The 26594-nt window shown below is 70.7% G+C and carries 27 protein-coding genes, 1 tRNA gene and 1 other RNA gene; 11 read left to right on the forward strand and 18 right to left on the reverse strand.

Annotation, left to right across the window (positions count from 1 at the left end; genetic code table 11):
• Positions 1-102 precede the first annotated feature (102 nt).
• The gene (locus BUE30_RS07345) at positions 103-999 is read left to right on the forward strand and encodes an isopenicillin N synthase family dioxygenase (protein ID WP_073327559.1); all 897 of its coding nucleotides are present in this window, start codon (positions 103-105) and stop codon (positions 997-999) included.
• A 340-nt stretch (positions 1000-1339) separates the two neighbouring features.
• Here the strand turns inward: BUE30_RS07345 and BUE30_RS07350 are convergent, their stop codons facing one another.
• The 9 genes from BUE30_RS07350 to BUE30_RS17760 form a co-directional block, all read right to left on the reverse strand.
• Positions 1340-1738 (reverse strand): HesB/IscA family protein, encoded by a 399-nt coding sequence (locus tag BUE30_RS07350; protein WP_073327561.1) that lies wholly within the window; start codon positions 1736-1738, stop codon positions 1340-1342.
• Between the two features lie 86 nt (positions 1739-1824).
• Entirely contained in the window at positions 1825-3087 is a 1263-nt protein-coding gene (locus BUE30_RS07355; protein WP_073327564.1) for an MFS transporter, read from the reverse strand.
• Between the two features lie 229 nt (positions 3088-3316).
• A complete protein-coding gene (locus tag BUE30_RS07360; RefSeq protein WP_073327567.1) occupies positions 3317-4987 on the reverse strand; it encodes a mechanosensitive ion channel family protein in 1671 nt (556 codons plus the stop codon).
• Between the two features lie 129 nt (positions 4988-5116).
• A complete protein-coding gene (locus tag BUE30_RS07365; RefSeq protein ID WP_073327569.1) occupies positions 5117-5476 on the reverse strand; it encodes an SUF system Fe-S cluster assembly protein in 360 nt (119 codons plus the stop codon).
• 94 nt (positions 5477-5570) lie between these two features.
• Complete coding sequence (locus BUE30_RS07370) at positions 5571-6008, reverse strand: arsenate reductase family protein (RefSeq protein WP_073327572.1); 438 nt, start codon at positions 6006-6008, stop codon at positions 5571-5573.
• Complete coding sequence (locus BUE30_RS07375) at positions 6005-6718, reverse strand: MIP/aquaporin family protein (protein WP_244526292.1); 714 nt, start codon at positions 6716-6718, stop codon at positions 6005-6007. Before BUE30_RS07375 ends, BUE30_RS07370 begins: the two co-directional genes overlap by 4 nt.
• Complete coding sequence (locus tag BUE30_RS07380) at positions 6715-7065, reverse strand: ArsR/SmtB family transcription factor (protein WP_073327575.1); 351 nt, start codon at positions 7063-7065, stop codon at positions 6715-6717. Before BUE30_RS07380 ends, BUE30_RS07375 begins: the two co-directional genes overlap by 4 nt.
• A gap of 115 nt (positions 7066-7180) precedes the next feature.
• Positions 7181-7663, reverse strand: a complete 483-nt coding sequence (locus BUE30_RS07385; protein ID WP_073327578.1) for a transglycosylase SLT domain-containing protein — start codon at positions 7661-7663, stop codon at positions 7181-7183.
• A gap of 116 nt (positions 7664-7779) precedes the next feature.
• On the reverse strand, positions 7780-7950 hold the full coding sequence (locus tag BUE30_RS17760; protein WP_170865622.1) for a hypothetical protein: 171 nt from the start codon (positions 7948-7950) through the stop codon (positions 7780-7782).
• Between the two features lie 530 nt (positions 7951-8480).
• On the opposite strand from BUE30_RS17760, the gene BUE30_RS07390 reads away from it, so the two are divergent.
• The 4 genes from BUE30_RS07390 to BUE30_RS07405 all read left to right on the forward strand — a co-directional run bounded on the left by BUE30_RS07390 (position 8481) and on the right by BUE30_RS07405 (position 11051).
• Positions 8481-9236, forward strand: a complete 756-nt coding sequence (locus tag BUE30_RS07390) for a cytochrome c biogenesis CcdA family protein (RefSeq protein WP_073327580.1) — start codon at positions 8481-8483, stop codon at positions 9234-9236.
• Between the two features lie 38 nt (positions 9237-9274).
• Positions 9275-9627: a transfer-messenger RNA gene (gene ssrA, locus BUE30_RS07395) on the forward strand.
• 132 nt (positions 9628-9759) lie between these two features.
• Positions 9760-10416, forward strand: coding sequence for a DUF1194 domain-containing protein (locus BUE30_RS07400; protein WP_073327582.1), 657 nt, complete (start codon positions 9760-9762; stop codon positions 10414-10416).
• A gap of 107 nt (positions 10417-10523) precedes the next feature.
• Positions 10524-11051, forward strand: coding sequence for an SspB family protein (locus tag BUE30_RS07405; protein WP_073327585.1), 528 nt, complete (start codon positions 10524-10526; stop codon positions 11049-11051).
• A gap of 12 nt (positions 11052-11063) precedes the next feature.
• On the opposite strand, the gene BUE30_RS07410 is transcribed toward BUE30_RS07405, so the two are convergent.
• The 5 genes from BUE30_RS07410 to BUE30_RS07430 all read right to left on the reverse strand — a co-directional run bounded on the left by BUE30_RS07410 (position 11064) and on the right by BUE30_RS07430 (position 16534).
• Entirely contained in the window at positions 11064-11486 is a 423-nt protein-coding gene (locus tag BUE30_RS07410; protein ID WP_073327588.1) for a DUF2306 domain-containing protein, read from the reverse strand.
• A gap of 2 nt (positions 11487-11488) precedes the next feature.
• Positions 11489-13003: an anthranilate synthase component I gene (gene trpE, locus BUE30_RS07415; protein ID WP_073327590.1), complete on the reverse strand. Its 1515-nt coding sequence runs from the start codon at positions 13001-13003 to the stop codon at positions 11489-11491.
• A gap of 8 nt (positions 13004-13011) precedes the next feature.
• The gene (locus BUE30_RS07420; protein ID WP_073327593.1) at positions 13012-14859 is read right to left on the reverse strand and encodes a peptidylprolyl isomerase; all 1848 of its coding nucleotides are present in this window, start codon (positions 14857-14859) and stop codon (positions 13012-13014) included.
• Between the two features lie 65 nt (positions 14860-14924).
• Entirely contained in the window at positions 14925-16103 is a 1179-nt protein-coding gene (locus BUE30_RS07425) for an aminotransferase (RefSeq protein ID WP_073327596.1), read from the reverse strand.
• Positions 16100-16534, reverse strand: a complete 435-nt coding sequence (locus BUE30_RS07430; RefSeq protein ID WP_073327597.1) for a winged helix-turn-helix transcriptional regulator — start codon at positions 16532-16534, stop codon at positions 16100-16102. The genes BUE30_RS07425 and BUE30_RS07430 overlap by 4 nt, the downstream gene beginning before the upstream one ends.
• Positions 16535-16615: 81 nt before the next feature.
• On the opposite strand from BUE30_RS07430, the gene BUE30_RS07435 reads away from it, so the two are divergent.
• Positions 16616-17485 carry an SDR family oxidoreductase gene (locus tag BUE30_RS07435; protein ID WP_073327599.1) on the forward strand — a complete coding sequence of 290 codons (870 nt, stop codon included), beginning with the start codon at positions 16616-16618 and terminating at the stop codon, positions 17483-17485.
• A 22-nt stretch (positions 17486-17507) separates the two neighbouring features.
• Here BUE30_RS07435 and gpt read toward each other — a convergent pair whose 3' ends face one another.
• From gpt to fabI, 4 genes are read right to left on the reverse strand one after another with little or no spacing between them, the layout of a single operon-like run.
• A complete protein-coding gene (gene gpt, locus BUE30_RS07440) occupies positions 17508-18014 on the reverse strand; it encodes a xanthine phosphoribosyltransferase (protein WP_073327602.1) in 507 nt (168 codons plus the stop codon).
• A gap of 11 nt (positions 18015-18025) precedes the next feature.
• On the reverse strand, positions 18026-18640 hold the full coding sequence (locus BUE30_RS07445) for a LysE family translocator (RefSeq protein ID WP_073327605.1): 615 nt from the start codon (positions 18638-18640) through the stop codon (positions 18026-18028).
• On the reverse strand, positions 18637-19017 hold the full coding sequence (locus tag BUE30_RS07450) for a VOC family protein (protein WP_073327607.1): 381 nt from the start codon (positions 19015-19017) through the stop codon (positions 18637-18639). The genes BUE30_RS07445 and BUE30_RS07450 overlap by 4 nt, the downstream gene beginning before the upstream one ends.
• Positions 19018-19021: 4 nt before the next feature.
• Positions 19022-19840: an enoyl-ACP reductase FabI gene (gene fabI / locus BUE30_RS07455; RefSeq protein ID WP_073327610.1), complete on the reverse strand. Its 819-nt coding sequence runs from the start codon at positions 19838-19840 to the stop codon at positions 19022-19024.
• Positions 19841-20001: 161 nt separating this feature from the next.
• Here fabI and pdxH point away from each other — a divergent pair, with 161 nt between their 5' ends.
• The 5 genes from pdxH (at position 20002) to BUE30_RS07480 (ending at position 26103) form a co-directional block, all read left to right on the forward strand.
• Complete coding sequence (pdxH, locus tag BUE30_RS07460) at positions 20002-20601, forward strand: pyridoxamine 5'-phosphate oxidase (protein WP_073327612.1); 600 nt, start codon at positions 20002-20004, stop codon at positions 20599-20601.
• Positions 20602-20780: 179 nt separating this feature from the next.
• Complete coding sequence (locus BUE30_RS07465) at positions 20781-21377, forward strand: cold-shock protein (protein ID WP_083601214.1); 597 nt, start codon at positions 20781-20783, stop codon at positions 21375-21377.
• Between the two features lie 7 nt (positions 21378-21384).
• On the forward strand, positions 21385-21846 hold the full coding sequence (locus BUE30_RS07470) for a DUF192 domain-containing protein (RefSeq protein ID WP_073327853.1): 462 nt from the start codon (positions 21385-21387) through the stop codon (positions 21844-21846).
• A gap of 59 nt (positions 21847-21905) precedes the next feature.
• Positions 21906-21982: transfer RNA gene (locus BUE30_RS07475), tRNA-Pro, on the forward strand.
• 509 nt (positions 21983-22491) lie between these two features.
• The gene (locus BUE30_RS07480; protein ID WP_073327614.1) at positions 22492-26103 is read left to right on the forward strand and encodes a vitamin B12-dependent ribonucleotide reductase; all 3612 of its coding nucleotides are present in this window, start codon (positions 22492-22494) and stop codon (positions 26101-26103) included.
• Positions 26104-26594 lie beyond the last annotated feature (491 nt).

A 26594-nucleotide genomic window follows, 5' to 3' on the forward strand; every position in this document is an offset into this window, starting at 1 on the left:
GACCGTTCCGGAGTAGCAAGGGACCCTTGGCCGCGAAAGGGGCTTGCGGCCCGCCCCCGGGTCGGGCAGGCGCCGCCTGTCCCAGCCCCCCCGGAGACCGCCATGATCCCCGCCCTCGATGCCGCCCGGCTCTCGGCCCGCGCGCCGGACGAGATGGAACGCCTGCGCGTCGCCGTACAGGAGACGGGGTTCCTGACCCTCGCCAATTCCGCCATCGGCCCGGACCGGGTGGCCGGGGTGATCGCCGCCTACCGCGCCTTCTTCGCGCTGCCGCCCGAGGAGAAGCGCCGCGTCGACATGGCCGCCACCGGCGCCAGCCGGGGCTGGGGCGCGCCCCTGTCCGAGCAGGTCGATCCCGGATCGAACCCCGACTACAAGGAGGTGTTCGACAGCGGTCACGAATGGCCGGAGAGCGGATTGCGGACCTACGCGCCGAATCTCTGGCCCGCGCGGCCGGCGGGCTTCCGCGCGACGCTGGAGTCCTATTTCGCCGAGGCCTGCGCCGTCTCGATGGACCTGCTCGCCGCAATCGCCGAGGCGATCGGCCGCGATCCGGCGCATTTCGCGCGCGCCTTCGACCGGCCGATGGCCCTGCTGCGGGGCAACCACTACCCCGCCCGGCCGGAGGGGGCGGGCGAGCGGGATTTCGGGATCGCGCCCCATACCGATTACGGCTGCCTGACCCTTCTTGCCACGGACGGGGTCTCGGGACTCGAGCTGCGGGGCCGCGACGGGGCGTGGCGCCCGGTGGAGGCCGCGCCCGGCGCCTTCGTAGTCAATTTCGGCGAGATGCTGGAGCTCTGGACCGACGGCGCGGTCCGCGCGACCGAGCACCGGGTCCGGGGTACGGCGCAGGAGCGGATCTCGGTGCCGCTCTTCTTCAACCCGCGATTCGACGTGGACGTCGCGCCGCCGGGGTCGGACCGTCCGGTGCGCGCCGTCGATCACCTGCAGAGACGCTATGACGAGACCTACCTGCACCTGAAGGGGCGGGGCTGAACGGCATCCGCGCAGGCTCTCCAGCGCCCCCCGCGCAAGGGTGCCGGCCAGCGCGCAATCGTCCGGCGCCCCGACCGGCATCTCCCAGTAGGGCATCGCGCCGCTCTGGCATTCCCCCCGGCTCGCGGACCCAGCGGGTCCATCCCTCGCGCTCCCTCCGCGCTTTCACCGCTCCGGCGCCTTCGGGCAGCAGGACCGTGTCCGAGCGTATCAGCGCGACGATCGGCCGGCCGGCATAGAGGCAGGGCCCGCCCATCTTGCGCCGGGTCGTCGCGGCCCTACGACCTCGAAGATATCGCGCAGAAGAGCGACCCTCGCCGGGCGGGGCCATGCGGGCAGATCAGCCGCGGGGGCCGTCCGCGCGCTGCACCTCGGCCGGGTGGATCTCGTCCACCTCGCGGAACTTGATCGACTCGCCGCAGCCGCAAGCATCGACGACATTGGGGTTCTGGAACTTGAACCCGCTCTCCAGCAGCGAGGTCTCGTAGTCGATCTCGGTGCCGAAGAGGAACATCTGCGCCATCGGCGCGATCATCACGCGGGCGCCGTCCTGCTCCACCACCTCGTCGTGGGGATCGACCGTCTCGGCGAAGTCCATCGTGTATTCCATGCCGGCGCATCCGCCCTTCTTGACGCCGATCCGCAGGCCCTGGTGGCCGTCGCGGTCCATCAGCCGGGCGATCCGCGCCGCGGCGCGGGGGGTCATGGTGACGGCCTGCTTTCCGGGAATGGCGAACATGTCGGGTGTGCCCCCTCACGGGTTCGGATGGGTGTGAGGGCGACATAATCCCTCGGTGCCGCGCCCTCAAGGCCGACGCGCGGCCCTCAGCCGCGGAGGGGGCGCGCGGCGGGGCCGGGAGCCGGGGCAGGGGCGGCGTCGTGGTCCCGCTCGATCCCGTCCCAATCCGCGCGGATTGCCGGCAGCGACACGACGAGCGCCGCGAGCGCGGACACCGCCAGCACCAGCACCGCCGGCCCGATCGCGGGCGGATGGCCGACCAGCAGCCCCGTCGCCGTCGCCATGACCGCGGCCGTTCCGATGATCAGGGCGCCCGACAGGCCCGCCGCCGCGCCGACCAGGCGTGCCGGCACGGCGAGCGTCCCCACCGTGGCCGCCGGGAAGGTGAGGCCGTTGCCGACCCCGATCAGCGGCATGAAGAGGAAGAAGGCCCAGGGCCCCGACAGGCCTACCGCCCAGGCCGCCGCCGCGCCCGACATGCCGGCCAGCGTGGCGAGTCGGCCCGCCAGGATCAGCCGCGCCCCCGGCACACGGGCCGAGAGGCGCTTCGACAGGAAGTTGCCGATGAGGAACCCGACCGGCGGCGCGCCGAGGCAGAGGCCCAGCAGCGCCTCGCCCATGCCCCAGGCCTCGGCCGCGAGGGCCGCGGCCGCCGTCAGGAACGAGAAGAACACGCCCGAGGACAGGCCCATGCAGGCCGTGTAGCTCCAGAACAGGCGGTCCCGCAGGAGCTGCGGGTAGGTCCGGATCTGCGCCATCGCGCCCGCCCCGCCCCCCGGCGCGGTCTCGGGCAGGGCCCGCCAGCACCAGAGCAGCAGCGCCGCCCCGGCTGCGGTGAACAGCCAGAAGGTCGCCCTCCAGCCGAAGGCCTGGTCGAGGAAGCCCCCGACCATCGGCGCCAGCATCGGCCCCAGCGCCAGGGTCATGCCGATCGTGGCCAGCCGGTCCGTCGCCTCGCGCGGGGGGGACACGTCCCGCACGATCGCGCGGCTGAGCACGTTGGCCGAGATCACCGCCGCCTGCAGGATCCGGAACGCCATGAAGAGCCACCACGCCCCCGCCAGCGCGCAGCCGAGCGAGGCGAGGGCGAAGAGCCCGAGCGAGACGAGGATCACCGGCCGCCGCCCGTAGAGGTCCGAGAGCGGGCCGAGCACGACCTGCAACAGCGCGGTGACGACCATGTAGACCGACACGACGAGGCTCGCCGCCCCGAAGCCCAGATCGAAGCTCTGCGCCAGGTTGCCGAGAGAGGGCAGCACCATGTTCAGCGTCAGGATCGAGGTCGCGCTCAGCAGGACCAGCGTAGCGAGCGACGGTCCGGCGGGGCGGGACGCGGTGGCGGGGGGCATGGTTTCGGGAGAATCCGTCGAAAGGGGGGCGTCGAGAGGGGGGCGGTGCGACCCGGTGGCCGACCGGGCCATCTAGCCCGCCCCCTGCGCCGGGCGAGCGTGCTCCTGCCCGGTCGCGCGCCACCGACCCCTGCTCCCGCCCCGAAGACAGGGGGTGAGGCCGGTCATGGTTCAAGGGGCGGAGCCTCCGGGGCAGTTGGACAGCTGGGCGCCGGACCTCGGCCGGGGCTCAGGCCCCGCCTTCGGCCGCGGCCGCCTCGGGGAAGATGCGGCCGTCCAGCGCCGCCCGCTCGGACGCGATCCGCAGCAGCTTCTCGCGGACCTCGCATTCGATCGTCCAGGCGGTGTTGGGATCGGTGCAGGGCACCTTGAAGAGCACGTCCTGCCCGAAGACGTCGTGCCCCGTCACCGCCACGCCCCGGTCCTCGTCGGCGCCGATCCCCTCGCCGATCTCGTCGAGGATACGATCGAAGTCGTCGCGCAGGGTCTGGGCGTCGAAGCCGTGGGCAAGCTTGAGCGTGACCTTCCGGATGATCGAGGGATCCTTCATCGTCCAGTTCTCGAAGGGCGTGTCGACGAATTCCACGACCGGGACGACGATCCGCTCCCCCGACCAGACCTGGAGCTGCACGTAGGTGAAGTTGATCCGCTCGACGACGCAGATCCTGTCGTCCCAGACGATCTTGTCGCCGATCTTGGCCGAGCCGTTCAGCGCGATCTGCAGGCTCGCCATGATGTTGGACAGAACGTTGCGCGCGGCGAATCCCAGCAGAAGGGCCAGCCCCCCGGCCGAGGCGAGCAGCGAGATCCCGAGCGAGCGGAAGACGGCCACCTCGTTCAGCAGGATCCCGAAGGCCGCGAGCACGACGACGACCAGCAGGGCCCGGCGCAGCGCCACGACGCGGGTTGCGATCCGGCGGCGATCCTCGTGGCCCTCGCCGATCTCCTTGTAGTTGCCGCCGTCGAGGTCGATCAGCCGGTCGATCACCGCGTCCCCGAACGAGATCACCATCCAGAAGGCCGCGATGACGTAGGCCGAGGCCGTCAGCGGTGTCAGGATCGTGTCGATCTGGCCCGAGAAGATGAGGACCGACCGCGCCAGCGTCGACAGGACCAGCGTCACCACGGCCAGTGTGAGGGGGCCCTGCGCCGCCAGCAGCAGCCGGCCCCCGCGCCCGGCGAGGCGCCCGCGCGCCAGCGCGCCGAGCGCCTTGTAGAAGACGAAGCCGGCAAGACCGGTGAGCAGCAGGACGAGGGGAAGGGCGATCAGCTCCCATGCCTGCAGGCCCCAGATCCCGTCCTCGCGCAGGGCGTCCGGGATCGCCGTCTCCAGCGCGGAGGGGCGGTAGAGCAGGGCGAGCGCGGGGATGTTGGCGACGCTCTGCCGCGAGATCACCCAGACCGGGTCCTCCTCGCCGACCTGAAGCCGGTTCATCCGCAGCTCCACCGGTCGGTCCGGCAGGTCGAGCGTCCAGAGCGGCAGGGACCGGCGCGGCTGCAGCGCGATGGCGTCCTGTCCCTCGCCCGGCTCGACCGCGCCGTCGGGACGGTCGGGCAGGTCGAACCAGTCGATGACGATCTTGCGCTCGATGATCTGTGCAAGGTCGCGTGCGATCCCCGACCCGGCGGCCTGCTGGTCGCCCTGCGGGATGTCCGACAGGTCGAAGAGCTGGGCCGCCTCCTCCCACCGCCCCGTCTCCGTGGCGAAGACGAGGCTCTCCATCAGGCCTTGCGGGGTGGAGCGGTCGATCCAGTCCGCCGCCGGGGGCAGGCCATCGTTCAGCGATCCGACCTCGAACGTCTCGGGCGCGTCCCGGGCGGAGGCGGCGAGTGCCCAGAGCGCGAGGAGGGAGAGAAGGAGGAGCGTCAGAGCATGCCGGAAAGCGGCGCTGCAGATCATGGCGGGGCCCCGGCATTCGTGGTCGCGATGCCGGGGCAACCCGTTCGGCGCGGCAGGGTTCCAGTGGGACGGCGTTCGGAGCTGCGCGAGCGGCGGCCCCCGCTGCCCCGCAGCCAGCGGGACGCCGGACTACATGAAGCCGAGTTCCAGCCGGGCCTCGTCGGACATCATGTCCATGCCCCATTGCGGTTCCCAGACGAGCTCGACCTCGCAGGACTTCACGCCCGGGACCGGCTCGACCGCGTTCTGGATCCAGCCGGGCATCTCGCCCGCGACCGGGCAGCCCGGCGCGGTCAGGGTCATCTTCACCAGCACGTCGCCGCCCTCGTCGATGCGGATCGTGTACACCAGGCCGAGATCGTAGATGTTCACCGGGATCTCGGGGTCGTAGACGGTGCGGATCGCCTCGACGATCGGCTCGTGCAGGGGATTGTCGGTCGAGGACGGCTCGATGAGGGGCGTGCCTTCCATCCGGGGATCCGCGTTCATGGCCCTGTCCGTTCGTTTGGGGGAATAGCTGAGCGAAGATATAGGAAAAGGGGCCGGGAGCGTAAAGGTGCGCCGCCGCAGGGCCGGGCCTGCGTCAGGCGCCGCCGGTGCCGGCCGGATCGTGGAGGGCCGGATCGTAGAGGATCGTCCCGTCCTCCTTCAGGACCCGCTCCGTCGGCACGGCGTCCAGCAGCGGGATCACCGCCTCGGACGGACGGCAGAGCGCGACGCCCCGCGCGGTCGCGACGAAGGGCCGGTTCACGAGGATCGGATGCGTCAGCATCGCGTCCAGGATCTCGTCGTCGCTCGCGCCTTCCGCGGTCAGGCCCAGCTCTTCCGCCGGGCTCCTCGACACGCGCAGCGCCTCTCGCGGGGTGAGATCCGCCGCGGCGAGGAGCGTGAGGAGGAGCGGGCGGGTCCAGCCTGTCTCGAGATAGGGGATCACCTGCGGCGCATGGCCCGTCGCCTCGAGCAGGGCGAGGACGTTGCGCGAGGTGCCGCAGTCGGGATTGTGGAAGATGACGGCGCTCATGGGGCACTCCGGGGCAGGGGGCGCAGCAGCCAGGCGGCGAAGGGCGCGGCCAACGCTGCCCCGGCCAGCTGCGCGAGGATGAAGCCGGGCAGGTCGGCGGGCCGGATGCCGGAGAAGGTGTCCGTCAGCGCCCGCGCGATCGCCACGGCCGGGTTCGCGAAGGAGGTGGAGGCGGTGAACCAGTAGGCCGCCGTGATGTAGAGACCGACGACGAGGGGCACCGCCGGGGGGCGGACCCGGACGGCGGCGAGGATCGAGAAGACGAGGCCGAAGGTCGCCACCGCCTCGGCCAGCCATTGCGCGGGGCCGGTGCGGACATGGGTGGAGAGCTGGAGGAGCGGCTGCTCGAACATCGCATGCGCCAGCACCGCGCCCAGGATTCCGCCTGCGACCTGCGCGCCCATGTAGGGCAGCGCCTCCGCCCAGGGCCCCTCGCGCCGCAGGCAGAGGGCGAGGGTGACGGCCGGATTGAAATGCGCGCCCGAGAGGGGACCGAGGCAGGTGATGAGGACGACGAGGATCGCCCCGGTCGGGATCGTGTTGCCCAGAAGGGCCAGGGCGACGTCACCGGTCAGCGTCTCGGCCATGATGCCCGACCCGACGACCGTCGCGACGAGGATGAGCGTGCCCAGCGCCTCTGCCACCAGCCTCCGGGGCAGGTCGGGGCCGGCGACGGCAGCCGCTGCGGGGCCATGCACGACGCCGGTCACGGCGCCGCCCGTCCGGGCGGGCAGCAGGTCAGCGCCCGCGTCATCGGCGCGCAGGCGGCCGCGTCGCCGCCGCAGCAATCGGCGACCAGCCATTGGACCAGGGCTGCGATCGCCTCCATCCGCGCGGAATAGACGATCCGTCGTCCGTCGCGATGGGACGAGACCAGCCCGGCCTGCGACAGGATGCCGAGCGCGGAGGACAGCGTGTTGGGGCGGATGCCGAGCGACGCCGCGATCTCGCCCGCCGCCCGTCCGCCCGGGCCGGCCTGGATCAGGTGGCGCAGCACGTCGAGCCGGCCCGGCTGGCCGAGGGCGGAGAATGCAGCGACGGCGTCTGACGTTTCCATGTTTCGACGAATGACGAAATGTCGTGCCGCGGTCAAGCCGGGAAGAGCCGCATGCTCGATCGTGAGGGGGGGCGGCAGCCGGGAGGCGCTACCGCATCGACGGGCCGGGCTGCCGTCAGCAGCGAAGTTCGCGGTCCCGCAGGCCGGTGGCGACGAGCAGGCAGCGGTCGCGGGCCTCGTAGTAGTAGCCGCGTGCGTACCAGCCCACGGCCTCGTCGATATCGCCGTCCGAGACGATCCAGGCGCCGCGCAGGTAGCGGCCGGCGAACATCAGGTTGGTCTCGGCATCAAGCAGGTCCGACGCGCTGCCGGAGAATCCCATCGTGCGCGCGGTCTGCGGAAGGATCTGCATCAGCCCGTAATAGGGGCCGTTCCGCGCACCCGGATTGTAGTCGCTTTCCCGCTGGATGACGCGGTGGAGAAGCGCCTCGGGGATCTGGTGGATCGCGGCATAGCGGCGGATCAGGTCGCGCATCTCGGCGGTCTCGCCAGGGTAGAGCGCGGGGGCGCTGCGGGCCACCTGCGGCCCCTCCGGGGCACGCCCGCAGGCCGAGGCGGCGACGAGGCAGGACAGGGCGACGAGGGCGGGGCGCAGCATGGGCGGGATCCGGGCAGGGGCGGTTGCCCGATCCTTGCGGGATTCGCGCGTCCGGATCACGCGCTTCGTGAGCGCATGGGCGGAGCCTTGCCGACGGCCCCGCCCCGCGGGGACGTTCAGATCGCCGCGTAGTCGCGGAAGATCACCTGCCCGGCCTGCTGCTGGCCGGCCTGCGCCGCCTGCGCGGCGCCCTGCTGCGCCTGCGGCTGACCCATGGTCTGGGGGGCCGGTTGACCCATCTGGGCGCTGCTCGCCGGGATGGAGGAGGTGGGTTGGAGACTTGCCATCGGAAGGGCCTCGAGAGGGGTTTCTGCTCGGCGCGGCGGATGCGCCCGCCGCGTTCTGCCGTCAACACTAATCGCGAGCGCGTCGCCGCGATGGCGCAATCGTGCTCAGCGCGTGACGGACCGCGCCGATGTGGCCGGATCGCCGCGGCCCGGGCGGGGCCCGGGCGGGGCGTGGGCGGGCCCCTCGGCGAGGCGCCGCGCCGGCATCGCCCGGGCCGCCGGAGGGGCGAGGTTGCGGCTGCAGGTGGAGGGGGGGTCCGACGGACCATCTTGACCGCCCGGGGGCGCGGCTGGCCCGGCCGGACGGGACGGTGCCGGTCCCGCGGGGCGCCCCCCCGGGAGACCGGCCAGCCCGGGAGCAGCCGTCCTGCGCGCGAGCGTCGGCCCGCGGCCGCCGCATTTCCGGCCCGATCGACCCAGCCGAACGCGCGAATCGCGTACCCTCGCGCCGGCGTGAGCCGGGCGAGGGTGACGCGGTCCCCTCCTTGGGGTACCGGGGAGGGCGAGACGATCCACGAAGGCCCCGCCCCATGCTCGACCCCGACACGATCCTCACGGTGACGCTGCTGCCGGCGATGCTGATCGCGGGCCTGGCGGGGCTGCTGTCCTTCCTCTCGCCCTGCGTGCTGCCGATCGTGCCGCCCTATCTCGCCTATATGGGCGGGGTGTCGATGACCGAGATGGGCGGTCCCGCGCGCGAGCGGCGCCGGGTGCTGGTGGCGGCGGGGTTCTTCGTGCTCGGCCTCTCCACGGTCTTCCTGCTGCTCGGCATGGCCTTCTCGGCGCTGGGACGGATGTTCCTGTCGGTGCAGGGCTGGTTCGTCATCGGGGCGGGGCTCGTCGTGATGCTGTTCGGGCTGCACTTCCTCGGCATCCTGCGCCTGCGTTTCCTCGACCGCGAGGCGCGGCTCGAGGCGGGGGATCGCGGCGGCTCGGCCTTCGGCGCCTACCTTCTCGGCCTTGCCTTCGCCTTCGGCTGGACGCCGTGCCTCGGCCCGATCCTGGGCGCGATCCTCGGCCTCGCGATGACCGAGGCGGACGTGACGCGGGGGGCGGTCCTGCTGGCCGCCTACGCGCTGGGGCTGGGGCTGCCCTTTCTCGCCGTGGCCGCCTTCTTCCCCTCGCTCGGCGGGGTCATGGCGGCGATGAAGCGTCGGATGGGCATCATCGAGAAGGTGTCGGGCCTGCTGCTCTGGACCGTCGGCCTGTTCATGCTGACCGGGCAGTTCTCTGATTTCAGCTGGTGGCTTCTCGAGACCTTCCCCGGGCTCGCCGCGCTGGGCTGAGCGTTCCGGCCGAGAGGTTCATCCCCCGCTTGATCCTCCCGCTTGATCCCCGTGGCCGGGGCCCCTAGATTGGGGCTGTCTCCGCAAGGGGACTATGGACATAAACGCGCTCGTAATAAGCGGATCGGACCCGGGGGCGGTACCCGGCGGCTCCACCACACATCCCTCGTTGGGGGCGAATGGGGCCGAAACAGGATCGACGAACGTCTAAAGGGGTTTGCTTTGTCCCGGTGAGGTACCACCGTTATCGGTCCGAATTGTACAGTTGCCAACGACAACCGTGCTCCGGTGGCCCTCGCTGCGTAAGCAGTGCGGAATACCGAAATCTAAGTCCTTGCGCCTAGCAGCGTAAGGCGGGGTTCGCAGGCACCTGGCAACAGAAGCCTGCACTTCCACCATCCATGTCTTCGTGCCGTCCGCACCTCGTGCGGCGCAGGCCGGGGAAGCGCGGGCCGCGGCTCGGGGACGGGGCGCTGCGCGCCGACGGCTTGCATGCAGGGCCCGTCGTGGGTCTTGTGGGGCCATGTGCCCCCTCGCCAGATCCCTCGCGGCCTGTCTCTTCGTCGTCGCCCCGCCCGCCGCCGCCTGCGACACCGCGCTGATGCTGGCGATCGACGTTTCGCAATCCGTCGATGTCGCGGAATACCGGCTGCAGGTCGACGGGATGGCCGACGCCCTCGGCGCGCCCGAGATCGTGGACGCGATGGTCGAGGGACAGGTCGCCATCGCGGTGATGCAATGGTCGGGGTCCGAACGGCAGGAGCTGTCGATCCCCTGGACCCGGATCGCGGGCCCCGCCGATGCGGCCGCCCTGTCCGAGCGCGCCCGCGGGCTCGAGCGGGCCTTCGTCATGTCCGATACTGCGCCAGGGGACGCGATCGCCTTCGCGCTCACCGCCTTTCCGCAGGTGGCCGATTGCCGGCGCCGCGTGCTCGACATCTCGGGCGACGGCACGCCGAATGCGGGGGCCGATGTCGGCGCGGCCCGCCGCGCGGCCGAGCGGGCGGGCGTCACGATCAACGCCATCGCCATCGAGGGGATGGGCCTCGCCATCACCAATTTCTACGACCGCTCCGTCATCAGCACCGACGGTTTCGTCGTCACCGCGCGCGGCCACCGCGACTATCCGGGGGCGATCCGCCGCAAGATCCTGCGCGAGCTGTCGGTGATCTTCGGCTGACCTGCCGGCCGTCCTGCGGGCGCGGCCGGGCCGCGGGGGCAATCCCGCTTTTCCCTTCCCGCGATGCGGTCTAGACTCCCGGCACCTCGCGGAACGGAGACCCCCGAATGGCCAGCGGCACGACCATCGATTACGGCACGCTGATGCACCGCGCGATGCGCGCGCTGATCCAGGACGTGCTCGCCCGGGTCTCGCGCGAGGGGCTGCCGGGCAGCCACCACTTCTTCATCACCTTCGACACGATGCATCCCGACGTGGAAATCGCGGACTGGCTGTCGGACCGCTATCCGGGCGAGATGACCATCGTGATCCAGCACTGGTTCCAGAACCTCGAGGTCACGGACGAGGGCTTCTCGATCACGCTGAACTTCGGCGACAGCCCCGAGCCGCTCTACATCCCCTACGACGCGATCCGCACCTTCGTAGACCCGTCGGTCGAGTTCGGCCTGCGGTTCGAGACGCAGGACGAGGACGACGAGGCGGAGGAGGACGGGGCGCAGGCCGATGCCCCCGCGCAGGAGGCCGAGGTGGTCGAGGCGCGGCCCAAGGCCAAGCCCGGCGGCAAGAAGGCCGAGGATGCCGAGGCGCCGAAGAAGGACGCCGACATCGTCAGCCTCGACAAGTTCCGCAAGTAGCGGGCCGCGCCCTCACGCGCAGGCGTTCGACCCCGGCGGCGTGCCGAGGACGACCTCGTTCATGATCCGCCCCGGCACCAGCGTGAAGGCGCCGGCGATCACCAGCGCCCCCAGATAGAGCAGCGCCATCGACCGCTTGTGCGCCCCCACGTCGTGGCGCCGCGCGGCGAGCACGCCGTAAGGCAGGACGATCAGGGTGTAGAGTGACAGCAGGTGGATGAGGCTGAACGGGCCGAAGCTGCAGATCGTCGAGATGCGGAAGGACGACAGCGCGACCAGCGCCAGCAGGATCACCCAGGTCCAGCCGATCGCCCGGTGCGCCCGGGTGCCCTTGCGCCCCAGGAACTGCGCCGCCCCGAGGAGGAACGCCGCGAGGGCGAGGAGGGTGTGAACGAGGATGGCGACGGGCGCAGCGAGGAGCGGCGCCAGCGTCACCCTCAGCGGTTTCCGTCACCGTGGAAGCGGGTCGCGTCCTCCGCCGCGCGTCGGATGGCGTTCGACTTGTGCACCGTCTCCATGTACTCCGCCTCGGGATCGCTGTCGTAGACGACCCCGCCGCCGGCCTGGATGTAGAGCTTCTCGTCCTTCAGGACCGCCGTGCGCAGGGCGATGCACATGTCCATGTCGCCGTTCGCGCTGAAATAGCCGCAGCCGCCGCCGTAGACGCCGCGCTTCTCGGGCTCCAGCTCGTCGATGATCTCCATCGCGCGGACCTTCGGCGCGCCGGACACCGTGCCCGCGGGCATCCCGGCCAGCAGGGCCGAGAGGGCGTCGTGTTCGGACGAAAGCTCGCCCACCACGTTCGAGACGATGTGCATGACGTGGGAATAGCGCTCGACGATGAAGCGCTCGGTCGGGGTGACGGTCCCGATCCGCGCGACGCGGCCCACGTCGTTGCGGCCGAGATCGAGCAGCATCAGGTGCTCGGCCAGTTCCTTCTCGTCGGCCATCAGGCTCTCTTCGTTCAGCTTGTCCTCGGCCGGGGTCGCGCCGCGGGGGCGGGTGCCGGCGATCGGGCGGATGGTCACTTCCGAGCCGAAGACCCGGACGAGGATCTCGGGCGAGGCGCCGACGACCTGGAAGGGGCCGAAATTGAAGTAGAACATGAAGGGCGACGGGTTCGTCCGCCGCAGACTGCGATAGAGCGCGAAGGGCGGCTCGCGGAAATCCTGCGTCCAGCGCTGGGACGGCACGACCTGGAAGATGTCGCCGGCGCGGATGTACTCCTTCGCCCGCTCGACGACGGCGTGGTAGCCCTCGCGCGTGAAGTTGGACACCGGCGCCGCTTCGGGATGCGGGTCGGCGAGGGCGCGGGCATCGGTCGGCACGGGCCGGTCCAGCGCGGCGCGGGCATCCATCACCCGCTCCGCCGACTGCGCATAGGCCGCGCGGGCGGACATGCCGCTGCCGGCCCAGGCGGGCGCGACGAGGATCACGTCGCCCTTCACGCCGTCCAGCACGGCGACGACCGAGGGGCGGACCAGCACCGCGTCGGGCAGGCCGATCGGGTCGGGATTGACGTGCGGCAGATGCTCGACCAGCCGGATCATGTCGTAGCCGAGATAGCCGAACAGCCCGGCCGAGGCGGCCGGCAGATCCTCGGGCAGGTCGATCCGGCTCTCGGCGATGATCGCGCGCAGCGCCGTCAGCGGATCCTCCGCGCAATCCTGCCAGGCCCCGTCGTCGTAGCGGGCGGCGCGGTTCACGCGGCTGCTCGTTCCCCGGCATTCCCAGATCAGGTCGGGATTGAGGCCGACGATGGAATAGCGCCCCCGCACCTCGCCACCGGTGACGCTCTCCAGCACGAAGGAGTTCGTTCCCGCGCCCGACAGCTTCAGCATCAGCGAGACCGGCGTGTCGAGATCGGCGGCGAGCCGGGTCCAGACCACCTGGTTGCGCCCCGCCTCGTAGCCGGCACGGAAGCTCTCGAAATCGGGAAGGGGGGCGGCCACGGCGCTGCCTACTGGAACTGCGTGAGGACGGACTGGATCGCGGAATCGTTGACCCGCACCGGCACGTCGGATTGCAGCTCGTCGACGACGACCTGGTAGATGTCCTGCGAGATCGACTGGCTGGTGCGGTCGGCGACGGTCTCCATCTCGGCCTGGACGGTCTCGCTTTCGGTATCGGCGGGACGGATCCCTTCCAGCCGGACGATCAGCGCGCCCTCGTCGGTCGGCATCACGCGGACCTCGCCCGGGGACAGATCGAAGACGGTGTCGACATAGCCCTCGGCCCGGTCCTCGCGGAACTGGCGGCGGGTCAAGCCGAAATCGACGCGGCCCTCGCGGCCCGGGACGGCGAAGGTGCCGCTCTCGCGGATGTCCTCGGCCAGCGCCTCGGCCCGGGCGATCACGGCGGCGCGGATGCGCGCGGCTTCGAACGCGGCGAGCGCCTCGTCCCGCACGTCCTCCAGCGGGGGCTGTTCCGGGGGGACCACCTCGTCGAGGCGCAGCGCGAAGACGCCGCCATCCTCCAGCCGGACCAGTTCGGGGAAGCCGCCCTGTTCGGCCGACGCGGCGGCCTGGCGGAACTCGTCGTAGGCGGCGATGCCGTCGGAGGTCTCTTCGGTCCAGTCGATCTGCCCCGCCTCGAGCTCGGAATTGGCGGCGAGATCCTCGATCGAGGCGCCCCCGGCGACGAGGTCGTTGAGCCGCTCGACCTCCTGCTCGATCGCGCGGCGGGCGCGGTCGGTGGCAAGCTCGGCCCGCAGGTCGTCCTCGACCTCCTCGAACGGGGTCTCCTGCGCGGCGAGCACCGCGTTCACCCGGTAGAAGGCGGGACCGACGCTGGTCTCGACCGGGCCGACCACGTCGCCCGGCGCGGCGGCGAAGACCGGCTCGCCCGCGGCGCCGAGATCGCCCTCCGCCACGTCGCCGAGATCGGTGTCGGCGAGGTCGAGACCGCGATCCGTCACGAGCGTCTCGAAGGTGGTCTCACCAGCGTCCAGGGCGGCGCGCGCCGCCTCGGCCGCGTCGGCATCGGGCATGACGAGCCGCTCGACCAGGCGCCGCTCGGGCTGGACGTATTCGGCGGAGCGCTGGTCGTAGAGGTTGCGCAGCTCCTCTTGGGTCACCTCGACCCGGTCCGCCAGCATCTCGGGCGTCAGCCAGGCGTAGCTGATGCGACGGGTCTCGGGGATGGTGAAGGCGTCCGGGTTCTCGTCGTACCAGGCGGCGAGCTCGCCCTCCTCCGGCGCGGCGGGCGCGGCGATCAGGTCGTCCTCGGTCACGCGGACCCAGGCGGCGCTGCGGCGCTGTCCGACCCATTCCGCCAGGGTGCTGGCATAGGTGGTCGGGCGCGGCACCCCGCCCAACACGGCGGCCTGCAGGATGGTGCGGGCGCTCTCGCGGCGGATCTGGTCCTCGTACTGGCCCTCGGAGAGGCCGATGTTCTGCAGCAGCCGGCGATAGGTCTCGCGGTCGAAGCTGCCGTCGAGCCCGGCGAATTCGGGGCTGCCGATCACGCGGTCGCGCACCTCGGCATCGCCCACCGACAGGCCGAGATCGGCCGCCTCGTCGTCGAGCGTGGCCTCGATCACGAGAGTGCTCAGCACCTGCTGGTCGACGCCGAGCGCGCGGGCCTGTTCCATGGTCACCGGGTTGCCGGTGATCTGCTGCAGCTGCCGCAGCCGGGCGTTCAGCGCGTTGGCATAGTCCTGCACCGTGATCTCGCGGCTGCCGACGCTGGCGGCCGTCGTGGTTCCGCCAGAGAAGCTGGTCGCGCCGAAGCCCGCCAGGCCGACGAGCAGGAGCCCGATCACCAGGTAGAAGCCCAGGCTCTTCGCCGTCTTCGCCGTCTTCGCCATGTCCCGTCGTCCCTCGCCCCGGATGCGCCGCATTCAATAGGGGGCGCGGTTGAGGGGCGCAAGCATCAGGCGGCGAAGCCCGCCAGCCGGTCCATCAGCGCCGCGATTCCCGCCCGGTCGACATTGGCGAAGGCGATCCGCACCTGCCGCGCGCCGGCCGCATCCCCGGCGGGACGGAACATCGTCCCGGGCAGCAGCAGCACGCCCGCCTCGCGGACGAGGCGCTGCGCCAGTTCGGGCGAGGGCAGGGGATGGGGGTGTTCGGCATAGGCGAAATAGGCCCCGCAGCCGAGAAGGCGCCAGCCGAGCGGCTCCAGCCGGGCGAAGCCCTCCTCCATCGCCGCGCGGCGGTCGAGGATCTCGGCCCGTTCGCCCGCGACCCACTGGCCGAGGTTGCGCAGCCCCCACAGCGCCCCGCGCTGGCCGATCTGGCTGGGGCAGATCGTCACCGTGTCGAGGAACTTCTCGGCTTCGGTCAGCCGGGTGCGGCTCGCGATCATCGCGCCGACGCGGTGCCCCGTGAGGCGGAACGCCTTCGAGAAGGAATAGAGATGGATCAGCGTGTCCCGCCAGTCCGGATCGGCGAAGAGATCGTGCGGCGCGCCGGTGCGGCTGTCGAAATCGCGGTAGGTCTCGTCCACGATCAGCGCGATCCCCCGCGACCGGGCCAGCTTGAGAAAGGCGCGGACCGTCCCGGCCGGGTATTCCGCGCCGCCCGGATTGTTGGGGCTGACGAGGACGATGGCGCGGGTCCGGTCGGTGATCAGGGCGGCCGCCCGCTCGGGGTCGGGGATCAGGCCGGCGCCGGTCTCCAGCGGGATCGTGCGGATGCCGGCCATGTCGTGCCACATCCGGTGGTTGAAGTAGTAGGGCACCGGCAGGATCACCTCGTCCCCCTCGGCGCAGAGGGTCGACAGCGCGGCGGTATAGGCCTGGTTGCAGCCGCTGGTGATGGCGACCTCGCCCGGCGCAAGGTGCCCGCCATAGGCGGCAGACCATCGCGCGGCGACCTCCTCGCGCAGGTCCGGCAGGCCGAGGACGGGGCCGTAGAGGTGGCTCGCCGGATCGGTCAGCAGCGCCTCGGCCATGGCCTGCCGCATCGGCTCGGGCGGGGGATCGACGGGGGCGGCCTGGCTGACGTTGATGAGGGGCCGGTCGGGCGGGAAGGTCACGCCCTCCAGCCAGCGCCGCGCCTCCATCACCGGCGGGGCGAAGGTGGTGGCGGTGCGGGGCGGGGCGTTCATGGGCGCGTCTCCTGGCTTAGGGCGGCGTCGAAGGCGCGGCGCGCCTGCCGGATCTCGTCGTGGTGGCCCTCCGCCCAGCCGATCAGCGTCGCCATCGCCTCGAGCGAGGACCGGCCGAGCGGGGTGAGCGTGTAGTCCACCGCAGGCGGCTTGGTGGGGTAGACCGTGCGCAGGATCAAGCCGTCGCGTTCCAGATCGCGCAGCGTGCGGGTCAGCATCCGCTTGGAGATGTCCGCGACCGCGCGGTGCAGCGCCGAGAAGCGGCGCGGACCGGCATGGAGCGCGACCATGACGAGGATCGTCCATTTCTGCCCCACCCGGTCGAGCACGTCGCGCACCGGGCAGAGCTCGCGGTCGTCCGGCGCGCCGGCATGGGCGCTCATCCGGTCGAGGACGTCCGCGGCGAGGTTCCCTTGATGTGCCCTGGTCATGGAAAGCTGCCTCCTTCCGATCGCGCCGGGGGCGGTCTACATCCGAGACCATATCTCGACCAGACCCCCACGGAGGGCAGAATGACCGACCTCGACATCCTTGTCACCGGCGCCTCGGGCCAGCTCGGCGCGCTGACGATCGCGGCGCTGAAGCGGCGCGCCCCGGAGGCCCGTATCGGCGCCCTCGTCCGCCGGAAGGAGGCCGCCGCCGAACTGGAAGCGCAGGGCGTGGAGGTCCGCGTCGCCAGCTACGACGATCCGGAGGCACTGCAGGCCGCCTTCGTCGGCGTGGACCGGCTGCTGCTGATCTCGTCCAGCGAGGTCGGCCAGCGCGCCCGCCAGCACGCCAACGTCATCGACGCGGCGCGGGCCTCCGGCGTGGGCGCGATCCTCTACACCTCGCTGCTGCGGGCCACGGATTCGCCGCTGACCGTCCTGCCGGAAGAGCATGTGGCGACCGAACGGGCGCTTGCCGCCTCCGGCCTGCACCACGTCATCCTGCGCAACGGCTGGTACAGCGAGAACCATGCCGGCGCCGCGGCGCAGGCGGTGGGGCGGGGCGCGATCATCGGCGCCGCGGGCGAGGGGCGGATCCACAGCGCCGCGCGCGAGGATTTCGCCGAGGCCGCGGCCGCGGTGCTGGCGGGCGATCTGCCCGCCTCGGGCACGATCCACGAGCTTGCGGGGGATACCGGTTACACGATGCCCGAGCTGGCCGCCGAGGTCTCGCGCCTGACCGGGCGCGAGGTGAGCTATGCCGACATGACGCAGGAGGATTACGCGGCCGCGCTCACCGGCGCGGGTCTGCCGGCGCCGGTCGCGGCCATGCTCGCCGACAGCGATGCCGGCGCGGCGCGGGGCGGTCTGGCCAGCGGGGACCGGACCCTGTCGCGCCTGATCGGCCGTCCGACGACGCCCTGGCAGGAGACGCTGCGCCGGACGCTCGGCTGAGCGCCGCCCTACCGGGGCCGGGTCAGTCCCGGCCCCGATAGGGCTCGACATATTGCAGGGCCATGTCCCAGGGGAAGAAGATCCAGGTGTCCTGACTGACCTCGGTGACGAAGGTGTCGACCTGCGGCCGGCCCTTGGGCTTGGCGTAGACGGTCGCGAAATGCGCCTTGGGGTACATCCGGCGCACCAGTTCCAGCGTCTTGCCCGAATCGACGAGGTCGTCGACGACGAGGATGCCGGTCCCGTCGCCCATCATCGCGGAGTCGGGCGCCTTCAGCACCTCGGCCTCGGCCTGGGACTGGTGGTCGTAGGACTTCACGCTGACCGTATCGACGGTGCGGATGCCCAGTTCGCGCGCGACGATCATCGCCGGCGCCATGCCGCCGCGGGTGATCGCGACGACCGCGCGCCAGCCGGTGCCTTCCGGCCCGGTCCCGTCCAGGCGCCAGGCCAGCGCGCGGCTGTCCCGGTGGATCTGGTCCCAGCTGACGTGGAATCCCTTCTCGTGCGGCAGGCGGTCGGCGGGCATGGGCGGCTCCTTCAGGTGAGGGCGATCTTGAGCCCGAGGAGGGCGAGGAAGCCGCCGAAGACTCGGTCGGCGGCGGATTTCAGGCGCAGATAGGCGGCGCGGGGGGCGGGGCGCGAGAACAGGAAGGCGCAGACGAGATACCAGACCGTCTCGTTCACGAAGACGGCGGCCAGGATCGCGCCCTTCCAGGCGAGCGGCGTCTCGGGCGGCACCAGCCCGACGAAGACCGCGCCGAAGAACACGGCCGGCTTGGGGTTCGAGGCAAAGGTGAGGAAGCCCAGCCGCACGGCCGAGGCGGGCGAGCGGGGCGCGCTGCCGGCCTCCGGCATGGCCAGCGGCTCGGAGGCGTGGCGCCACATCTGCAGGGCGATCCACAGAAGGAACAGACCGCCCGCCAGCTTGAGGCCCGTGAACAGCGCGGGCACCAGTTCGAACAGCAGGGCGAGACCCGCCAGCGCCCCCCCGGCCCAGAGCAGCGCGCCGAGGCCGAAGCCGAGGGCCAGCGCGGCGGCGGTCCCGAACCCCTCGGAGGCGGCGGTGCGGATCGACACGACGAAGGACGGCCCCGGCGAGATCGCGGCGGCGAGGTGGATGAGCACGATCGAGAGGAAGGCGCCGAGCGTCATCGGGCAGGCCCCATCAGGCAGAAGCCGTTGCCGAAGGGATCGGCGCAGAAGGCGGCGGGGCGGGGGCCTTCGTCGCGCCAGAGCGCCTCGACCGTCGCGCCGAGGGCCTGCGCCCGCTCCAGCACCGCGTCGAACGCATCGACATGGAAATCGAGATGGACCGGGGTCCAGTGCCGCGCATAGCGCCGCCGCTCCGCCGTGCCGGGGCAGGGGGCCGAACCCTCCGCGCGGGCGTTCAGGCCGAGCTCGACGCCCTCCGCGCCCAGCATGACGAGACCGGGATGGGGGCGGGCGCGCTCTTCCAGCGCGAAGGTCCCGGCGTAGAAGGCGATCCCCCGGTCGAGGTCGGGCACGTCGATGAAGGCGGTGACCTTCACCCGTTCATCCCTCGGTCTTCTTCTCGGCGTCGATGTCGGGCGCGTCGACCGCCTTCATGCCGACGACGTGGTAGCCGGCATCGACATGCAGCACCTCGCCCGTCGTGCCGGTGCCGAGATCGGACAGCAGGTAGACCGCAGACTTTCCCACGTCCTCGATCGTCACGTTCCGCCGCAGCGGCGAGTTCAGCTCGTTCCATTTCAGGATGTAGCGGAAATCGCCGATGCCGCTGGCGGCCAGCGTCTTGATCGGCCCGGCCGAGATCGCGTTGACGCGGATTCCGTCCTTGCCCAGGTCCTCGGCCATGTAGCGCACGCTCGCCTCGAGCGCGGCCTTGGCCACGCCCATGACGTTGTAATGGGGCATGACCCGCTCCGCCCCGTAATAGGTGAGCGTCAGGCAGGACCCGCCCTCGGCCATCATCGCGCTCGCCCGCTGCACCACGGCGGTGAAGGAATAGACCGAGATGTCCATCGAGGTCAGGAAGTTCTGCCGGCTGGTGTCGACGTAGCGGCCCCGCAGCTCGTTCTTGTCCGAGAAGCCGATGGCGTGGACGATGAAGTCGAGGCTGCCCCAGCGATCCTTCAGGTCCGAGAACAGGGCGTCGACGCTGTCCATGTCGGACACGTCGCAGGGCAGCACGATATCCGAGCCGAGCTGCTGCGCCAGCGGGTCGACCCGCTTCTTCAGTGCCTCCCCCTGGTAGGAGAAGGCGAGCTCCGCGCCCTGCTCGGCGAGCGCCCGGGCGATGCCCCAGGCGATCGACTTGTCGTTGGCGAGCCCCATGATCAGGCCGCGCCGCCCCTCCATCAATCCGGCCATCCGCACCGCTCCTCAACCCGTGTCGCCATGTTGCAATCGGCTTAGAAGAATGGTCAGGGGGCTTCAAGGCCGGCCCGGATCCGTGCGCCGCGCCCCCGGGACGCAACGTCACGGGCGGCAGGCGCCCGGGAGGGCCGGCACAACCGAAGGGGATCCGAGCGATGGACAGGACCGGCATCTTCGCGGGGGACGACCCGTTCGCCCTGGCCCGCGCCTGGCTGGACGAGGCGGCCGGCACCGAGCCGAGCGATCCCAACGCCATCGCCCTCGCCACGGTCGATGCGGACGGCATGCCGGATGCGCGGATCGTGCTGCTGAAGGAGATCGAGGACGACGCCTTCGTCTTCTACACCAACTACGACAGCGCCAAGGGCCGGCAGATCGCGGCGACCGGGCGGGCCGCCTTCACGATGCACTGGAAAACCCTGCGCAGACAGGTCAGAGTGCGCGGAATGGTGGAGCGGACATCGGCCGAACAGGCGGATGCCTACTACGCCTCCCGCCCGCTGCAGAGCCGCATCGGCGCCTGGGCGTCGCGGCAGTCGCGACCGCTGGAGTCGCGGGACGAGTTGATGGCCCGGGTCTCGGCCATGGAGAGCGCGCACGGCCAGACACCGGACCGTCCCCCCTTCTGGGGCGGGTTCCGGATCGTCCCGACCGAGATCGAATTCTGGGCCGATGGGACGGCCCGGCTCCATGATCGGTTCCGGTGGGCCCGTGATGGCGACGATTCCTGGGTCGTGACCCGATTGTTTCCGTAGCGGGTGCGGTAGGAAGTGACGGGGCCCTGCCTGTCCAAAGGGTGATATTGAGGGGGGAAGATCGTTTGACGCTATTCAGCGTCGTGAATGTTTTTTGCCTTAACGCATCATGACGCGCGTTCAGGATCGGTTCCAGTCGCCAACGCGAAAGCCCCGCCTAGAGGGCAAGCGGTGAGAGAATGGACGAAGACGACAAGACGAAGATCACGCCCGGAGAAGCTGGGCGGCCCGGGGACCAGCAGGCGGACCCCGTCGTAGGGGGCGAACTCGAGCTGACGGGTCACGTCAAATGGTTCGACACGGCGAAGGGCTACGGCTTCATCGTCGCCGAAGGCGTGCCGCGGGACGTGCTGCTGCATGGCAACGTGCTGCGGGCCTTCGGCCAGAACAGCGTGGCGGACGGCGCGCCGATCAAGATCCGCGCCCAGCAGACGCCGCGCGGCATCCAGGCCGTCGAGATCCTGTCGATCGAGCCGCCGGCCCATCAGGGCGAGAGCGCGACCCTGCCCGACATGCGCGACCTCACCCCCGCGGAGCTGGCGGCCCTGCCGCTGGTGCCGGCGCGGGTCAAGTGGTTCGACCGCACGCGGGGATTCGGCTTCGCCAACGTCTATGGCCGGCCCGAGGACGTCTTCGTCCATATCGAGGTGCTGCGCCTGTCGGGCCTGTCGGATCTCGAACCCGGAGAGGCGGTCGCGCTGCGGATCATCGATGGACGTCGCGGCAAGATGGCCGCCGAGGTGCTTGCCTGGGACGCGGGGATCAGGGAAGGCTAGGCGCATGATGCGTGCCCTGTCCGTCCTTTTCGTCCTGGCCGCCGCCCCGGCCGCTGCGCAATACGCCTGTTCCGAGGACCGCGTGTCGGTCGTCGGGGAGTTTGGCCGCGTGAACTTCGAGGTCGAGGTCGCGGACGACGCGGAGGAGCGGGCGCAGGGGCTGATGTTCGTCGAGGAGATGCCGACGCTCGACGGCATGCTCTTCGTCTACGACCGACCGCAGCGCACCGCCTTCTGGATGCGCAACACGCTGATCCCGCTGGACATGATCTTTGCAGGGGCCGACGGGACGATCCGCCGGATCCACGCGAACGCGGTGCCGATGGACGAGACGTCGATTCCCGGCGGCGACGACATCCAGTTCGTGCTCGAGATCAACGGCGGGCTCGCCGCGCGCCTCGGCATCGCGGAGGGGGATGCGCTGCAGCATCCCGCCATCGGCGACGGTGCCGCACTGCCCTGCGACTGAGTCTTTCCCCCCGCGCGGCGAGCGCGTAGAAGGAGCGCGGCCCCGACGGGCCACCCGGTCGGGGCGTAGCGCAGCCTGGTAGCGCGCCTGTTTTGGGTACAGGAGGTCGTGAGTTCGAATCTCGCCGCCCCGACCAGATTCCACCACATTCCGAAATGCCCCCACGGGGGGCGCCCCCCCGTGTTGCGCGCGTCCCACAATGGGCGAGGCGTCGTGCGGGGGCCGATTCTCCCCCGCTCGGCGTCTGGCCGGCCCGGTCCGGGCCCCTGCCGGGCGCCCGCCGGCATGGGGGAACGGCGTCTGGGGACAAGTCGGGAGAACCCGGTGGATAAGATCGGGAAGTGTGGGGGAGGAATCGGGGAAACCCCGGTCAACGGAAAAATTGCCACCGATTGTGCCTAAATCGCGTTGACCCCCAAGCCCTAGTCCTATCATGGTGTGCACGTCCCGAGGGGCGACACCAGATGTAGTGTCTTCCGCCGCCGCCCGGGATACGGAGCCGACGAACCGACAACCAGGCCGACCGCCCGCGGATGCGGGTCTCGGCGCCCCCCTCGGGCGCCGGTCAGGACAGGTGCGTTCGCCGGACCGACGAGGACAGGTCGCCACAAGGCCGCAGGCCGGACAGAACGAGGACGGGGCAGCATGAAGATCGCACGCGCATTCACGAGCAAGGGACAGGACGCCTACGAGGGGATCGACTTCCGGACGGCCTCGTCCGAGATCCGCAACCCGGACGGCACGATCGTCTTCAGGCTCGAGGGCTGCGAGGTTCCCGCCAGGTGGAGCCAGGTCGCCGCCGACGTGATCGCGCAGAAGTACTTCCGCAAGGCGGGCGTCCCCTCCGAGACGAAGCCCGTCCGCGAGAAGGGCGTGCCCGAGTTCCTGTGGCGCCGCGTGCCGGCCGAGGGTGCGACTTTCGGCGGCGAGACCTCCGCCCGGCAGGTCTTCGACCGGCTGGCCGGGGCCTGGGCCTATTGGGGCTGGAAGGGCGGCTACTTCACCGACGAGGCCGATGCCCGCGCCTATTACGACGAGATGCGCTTCATGCTGGCCCAGCAGATGGCCGCGCCGAACTCTCCGCAATGGTTCAACACCGGCCTGCACTGGGCCTACGGGATCGACGGCCCCGCCCAGGGCCACCATTACGTCGACTACAAGACCGGCAAGCTGGTGAAGTCCGCCAGCGCCTACGAGCATCCGCAGCCGCATGCCTGCTTCATTCAGTCCGTCCAGGACGATCTGGTGAACGAGGGCGGGATCATGGACCTCTGGGTCCGCGAGGCGCGGCTCTTCAAGTACGGCTCGGGCACCGGCACGAACTTCTCCTCGCTGCGCGGCGAGGGCGAGAAGCTGTCCGGCGGCGGCAAGTCCTCGGGCCTGATGGGGTTCCTCAAGATCGGCGACCGGGCGGCCGGCGCGATCAAGTCCGGCGGCACCACCCGCCGCGCGGCCAAGATGGTGATCGTCGACGCCGACCATCCCGATATCGAGGCCTTCATCGACTGGAAGGTGCTGGAGGAGCAGAAGGTCGCCTCCATCGTCGCCGGCTCGAAGATGCACGAGCAGAAGCTCAACGCCATCTTCGCCGCGATCAAGGCCTGGGACGGCAAGGTCGAGGACGCGGTCGACCCGACGAAGAACGACGGGCTGAAATCCGCCCTGCGCGAGGCCCGGAAGGTCTCGATCCCCGACACATACGTCAAGCGCGTGCTCGACTATGCGCGGCAGGGCTACACCTCGATCGAGTTCCCGGTCTACGACACCGACTGGGATTCCGAGGCCTACAATTCCGTCTCCGGCCAGAACTCGAACAACTCGATCCGCGTCACCGACGCCTTCCTCAAGGCGGTGGAGAACGACGAGGAATGGCACCTCAGATCCCGCGTGACCGGCGAGACGGCCCGCACCGTCCGCGCCCGTGACCTGTGGGAGAAGGTGGGTCACGCCGCCTGGGCCTGCGCCGATCCCGGCATCCAGTTCCACGACACGATCAACGCCTGGCATACCTGCCCCGAGGACGGCGAGATCCGCGGCAGCAACCCGTGCTCGGAATACATGTTCCTCGACGACACGGCCTGCAACCTGGCCTCGATGAACCTGCTCACCTTCTACAAGGGCGGCCGGTTCGACGCCGACGCCTATGTCCACGCCACCCGGCTCTGGACCGTCACGCTCGAGATCAGCGTCCTGATGGCGCAGTTCCCGTCGAAGGAGATCGCCCAACGATCCTATGACTTCCGGACGCTCGGCCTCGGCTACGCCAATATCGGCGGCCTGCTGATGAACATGGGCCACGGCTACGACAGCGACGAGGGGCGGGCCCTGGCCGGCGCGCTGACCGCGATCATGACCGGCGTCGCCTACGCGACCTCCGCCGAGATGGCGGGCGAGCTCGGCGCCTTCCCCGGCCATGCGCGCAACGCCGAGCACATGCTGCGCGTCATCCGCAATCACCGCCGCGCCGCCCATGGCGAGGCGGAGGGTTACGAGGGGCTGGCGGTCAAGCCGGTGCCGCTCGACCTGGTGAACTGCCCGCAGGACGGTCTGGTCGAACTGGCCCAGGCCTCCTGGGACGAGGCGCTGCGCCTCGGCGAGGCGCATGGCTACCGCAACGCGCAGGTCTCCGTCATCGCGCCGACGGGGACGATCGGCCTCGTCATGGATTGCGACACGACCGGGATCGAGCCCGATTTCGCGCTGGTGAAGTTCAAGAAGCTCGCCGGGGGCGGCTACTTCAAGATCATCAACCGCTCCGTCCCCGCCGCGCTCGAGGGGCTGGGCTACGGCAGCGCGCAGATCGAGGAGATCATCGCCTACGCCGTCGGGCACAAGTCGCTCGGCAACGCGCCCGCCATCAACCCGACCTCGCTGATCGGCCACGGCTTCGGCCAGGCCGAGCTCGACAAGGTCGAGGCCGCGCTGCCCGCCGCCTTCGACATCCGCTTCGTCTTCAACCAGTGGACCCTGGGCGAGGAATTCTGCCGCAAGTCGCTCGGCATCCCGGCCGAGAAGCTGGCCGATCCCGCCTTCGACCTGCTGCGCCATCTCGGCTACTCGAAGAAGGAGATCGAGGCCGCGAACGACCATGTCTGCGGGACGATGACGCTGGAAGGGGCGCCGCACCTCAAGGCCGAGCACTACCACGTCTTCGATTGCGCCAATCCCTGCGGCAAGAAGGGCACCCGCTACCTCTCGGTGGACAGCCACATCCGCATGATGGCCGCCGCGCAGAGCTTCATCTCGGGCGCGATCTCCAAGACGATCAACATGGCCAACCACGCCACGATCGAGGACTGCCAGAAGGCCTACGAGCTCAGCTGGTCGCTCGGGGTGAAGGCGAACGCGCTCTACCGCGACGGCTCCAAGCTGTCGCAGCCGCTGGCCGCCGCGCTGGTCGAGGACGACGACGAGGCCGCCGAGGTTCTTGAGAGCGGGTCGAACCACGAGAAGGCGGCCGTGCTGGCCGAGAAGATCGTGGAAAAGATCATCGTCAAGGAGATGGTCCGCTCGCACCGCGAGAAGATGCCCGAGCGCCGCAAGGGCTACACCCAGAAGGCCATCGTCGGCGGCCACAAGGTCTATCTGCGGACCGGCGAATACGGCGACGGGTCCCTGGGCGAGATCTTCATCGACATGCACAAGGAAGGCGCCGGCTTCCGGGCGATGATGAACAACTTCGCCATCGCGGTGTCGGTCGGCCTGCAATACGGCGTGCCGCTCGAGGAATTCGTCGACGCCTTCACCTTCACCAAGTTCGAGCCCGCGGGCATGGTGCAGGGCAACGACAGCATCAAGTCGGCGACCTCGATCCTCGACTACATCTTCCGCGAGCTGGCCGTGTCCTATCTCGACCGGACCGACCTGGCCCATGTGAAGCCGGAAGGGGCGTCCTTCGACGATCTCGGCCGCGGCGAGGAGGAGGGCAAGTCCAACCTCGCCCCCGTCGGCGACCGCGCCGCGTCCAAGAGCCTCGAAGTGCTCAAGCAGATCAGCTCGTCGGGCTACCTGCGCAAGCGGATGCCGCAGGAGCTGATGGTCCTGAACGGCGGCGGCGCGGCCCCGGCGACCGGGGACGTGCTGACGGCCGTCAAGACCGAGACCTCGGTCGCCGCCGTCACCATCTCGGCCCGCGACAAGGCCAAGATGCAGGGCTACGAGGGCGATCCCTGCGGCGAATGCGGCAACTACACGCTGGTGCGCAACGGCACCTGCATGAAGTGCAACACCTGCGGGGGGACGAGCGGGTGTAGCTGACGAGATTGAGGGTTGTTGGTGCGGCGACCATAAATCGTCCCGGCGACGTGCGAAGTCGCGCCGGATCGCACCATCCACCGCCCTCACGAGTTCCCCATCGGCCTGACTGCCTCGGCCGATGGGCGCTTCCGGACCGCAGGCAAAACATTTCCGAGCAGTCAACGACAGCGTCCGGCAAGCAAACCTCAGGGCCCCTTCGGGGGCCCTTTTTTCTTGAAGGACGACCTGCGGGGTGGGGTCGCCGGCCGGTCCCCGGGGCGGAGGATGGCGCCGCGCTGCCTCACGATGACCCGCCCGAGGCGCGGGATGCACCTTCCCCCGCCCGGACCGTCCGGGGGCCGTGGCGCATTGCCCGCGCCGGTGGCAGAAGGGCGGGGCAGGGCAGCCGGGGAGAGGCGTGAGATGGACGGAGCCGCGCCGGACCGGCGGGCCGATCTGGTCGGCGCGCTCTGGATGGTGGCCGCGATGGCGGCCTTCGCGGTCGAGGACGC

The organism is Wenxinia saemankumensis (assembly GCF_900141735.1).
Lineage (GTDB): Bacteria > Pseudomonadota > Alphaproteobacteria > Rhodobacterales > Rhodobacteraceae > Wenxinia > Wenxinia saemankumensis.

Excerpts from the sequence above, each read along its gene's own strand:
- BUE30_RS07405 (WP_073327585.1), top strand. The coding sequence starts at position 10,524 with ATGGCCAGCGGCACGACCATCGATTACGGCACGCTGATGCACCGCGCG.
- BUE30_RS07420 (WP_073327593.1), bottom strand. The coding sequence starts at position 14,859 with ATGGCGAAGACGGCGAAGACGGCGAAGAGCCTGGGCTTCTACCTGGTG.
- gpt (WP_073327602.1), bottom strand. The coding sequence starts at position 18,014 with ATGCCCGCCGACCGCCTGCCGCACGAGAAGGGATTCCACGTCAGCTGG.
- BUE30_RS07390 (WP_073327580.1), top strand. The coding sequence starts at position 8,481 with ATGCTCGACCCCGACACGATCCTCACGGTGACGCTGCTGCCGGCGATG.
- BUE30_RS07445 (WP_073327605.1), bottom strand. The coding sequence starts at position 18,640 with ATGACGCTCGGCGCCTTCCTCTCGATCGTGCTCATCCACCTCGCCGCC.
- BUE30_RS07425 (WP_073327596.1), bottom strand. The coding sequence starts at position 16,103 with ATGAACGCCCCGCCCCGCACCGCCACCACCTTCGCCCCGCCGGTGATG.
- BUE30_RS07350 (WP_073327561.1), bottom strand. The coding sequence starts at position 1,738 with ATGTTCGCCATTCCCGGAAAGCAGGCCGTCACCATGACCCCCCGCGCC.
- fabI (WP_073327610.1), bottom strand. The coding sequence starts at position 19,840 with ATGGCCGGATTGATGGAGGGGCGGCGCGGCCTGATCATGGGGCTCGCC.
- BUE30_RS07370 (WP_073327572.1), bottom strand. The coding sequence starts at position 6,008 with ATGAGCGCCGTCATCTTCCACAATCCCGACTGCGGCACCTCGCGCAAC.
- BUE30_RS07435 (WP_073327599.1), top strand. The coding sequence starts at position 16,616 with ATGACCGACCTCGACATCCTTGTCACCGGCGCCTCGGGCCAGCTCGGC.
- BUE30_RS07480 (WP_073327614.1), top strand. The coding sequence starts at position 22,492 with ATGAAGATCGCACGCGCATTCACGAGCAAGGGACAGGACGCCTACGAG.
- BUE30_RS07345 (WP_073327559.1), top strand. The coding sequence starts at position 103 with ATGATCCCCGCCCTCGATGCCGCCCGGCTCTCGGCCCGCGCGCCGGAC.
- BUE30_RS07400 (WP_073327582.1), top strand. The coding sequence starts at position 9,760 with ATGTGCCCCCTCGCCAGATCCCTCGCGGCCTGTCTCTTCGTCGTCGCC.
- BUE30_RS07470 (WP_073327853.1), top strand. The coding sequence starts at position 21,385 with ATGCGTGCCCTGTCCGTCCTTTTCGTCCTGGCCGCCGCCCCGGCCGCT.
- BUE30_RS07430 (WP_073327597.1), bottom strand. The coding sequence starts at position 16,534 with ATGACCAGGGCACATCAAGGGAACCTCGCCGCGGACGTCCTCGACCGG.
- BUE30_RS07385 (WP_073327578.1), bottom strand. The coding sequence starts at position 7,663 with ATGCTGCGCCCCGCCCTCGTCGCCCTGTCCTGCCTCGTCGCCGCCTCG.
- pdxH (WP_073327612.1), top strand. The coding sequence starts at position 20,002 with ATGGACAGGACCGGCATCTTCGCGGGGGACGACCCGTTCGCCCTGGCC.
- BUE30_RS07355 (WP_073327564.1), bottom strand. The coding sequence starts at position 3,087 with ATGCCCCCCGCCACCGCGTCCCGCCCCGCCGGACCGTCGCTCGCTACG.
- BUE30_RS07360 (WP_073327567.1), bottom strand. The coding sequence starts at position 4,987 with ATGATCTGCAGCGCCGCTTTCCGGCATGCTCTGACGCTCCTCCTTCTC.
- BUE30_RS07380 (WP_073327575.1), bottom strand. The coding sequence starts at position 7,065 with ATGGAAACGTCAGACGCCGTCGCTGCATTCTCCGCCCTCGGCCAGCCG.
- BUE30_RS07365 (WP_073327569.1), bottom strand. The coding sequence starts at position 5,476 with ATGAACGCGGATCCCCGGATGGAAGGCACGCCCCTCATCGAGCCGTCC.
- BUE30_RS17760 (WP_170865622.1), bottom strand. The coding sequence starts at position 7,950 with ATGGCAAGTCTCCAACCCACCTCCTCCATCCCGGCGAGCAGCGCCCAG.
- BUE30_RS07465 (WP_083601214.1), top strand. The coding sequence starts at position 20,781 with ATGGACGAAGACGACAAGACGAAGATCACGCCCGGAGAAGCTGGGCGG.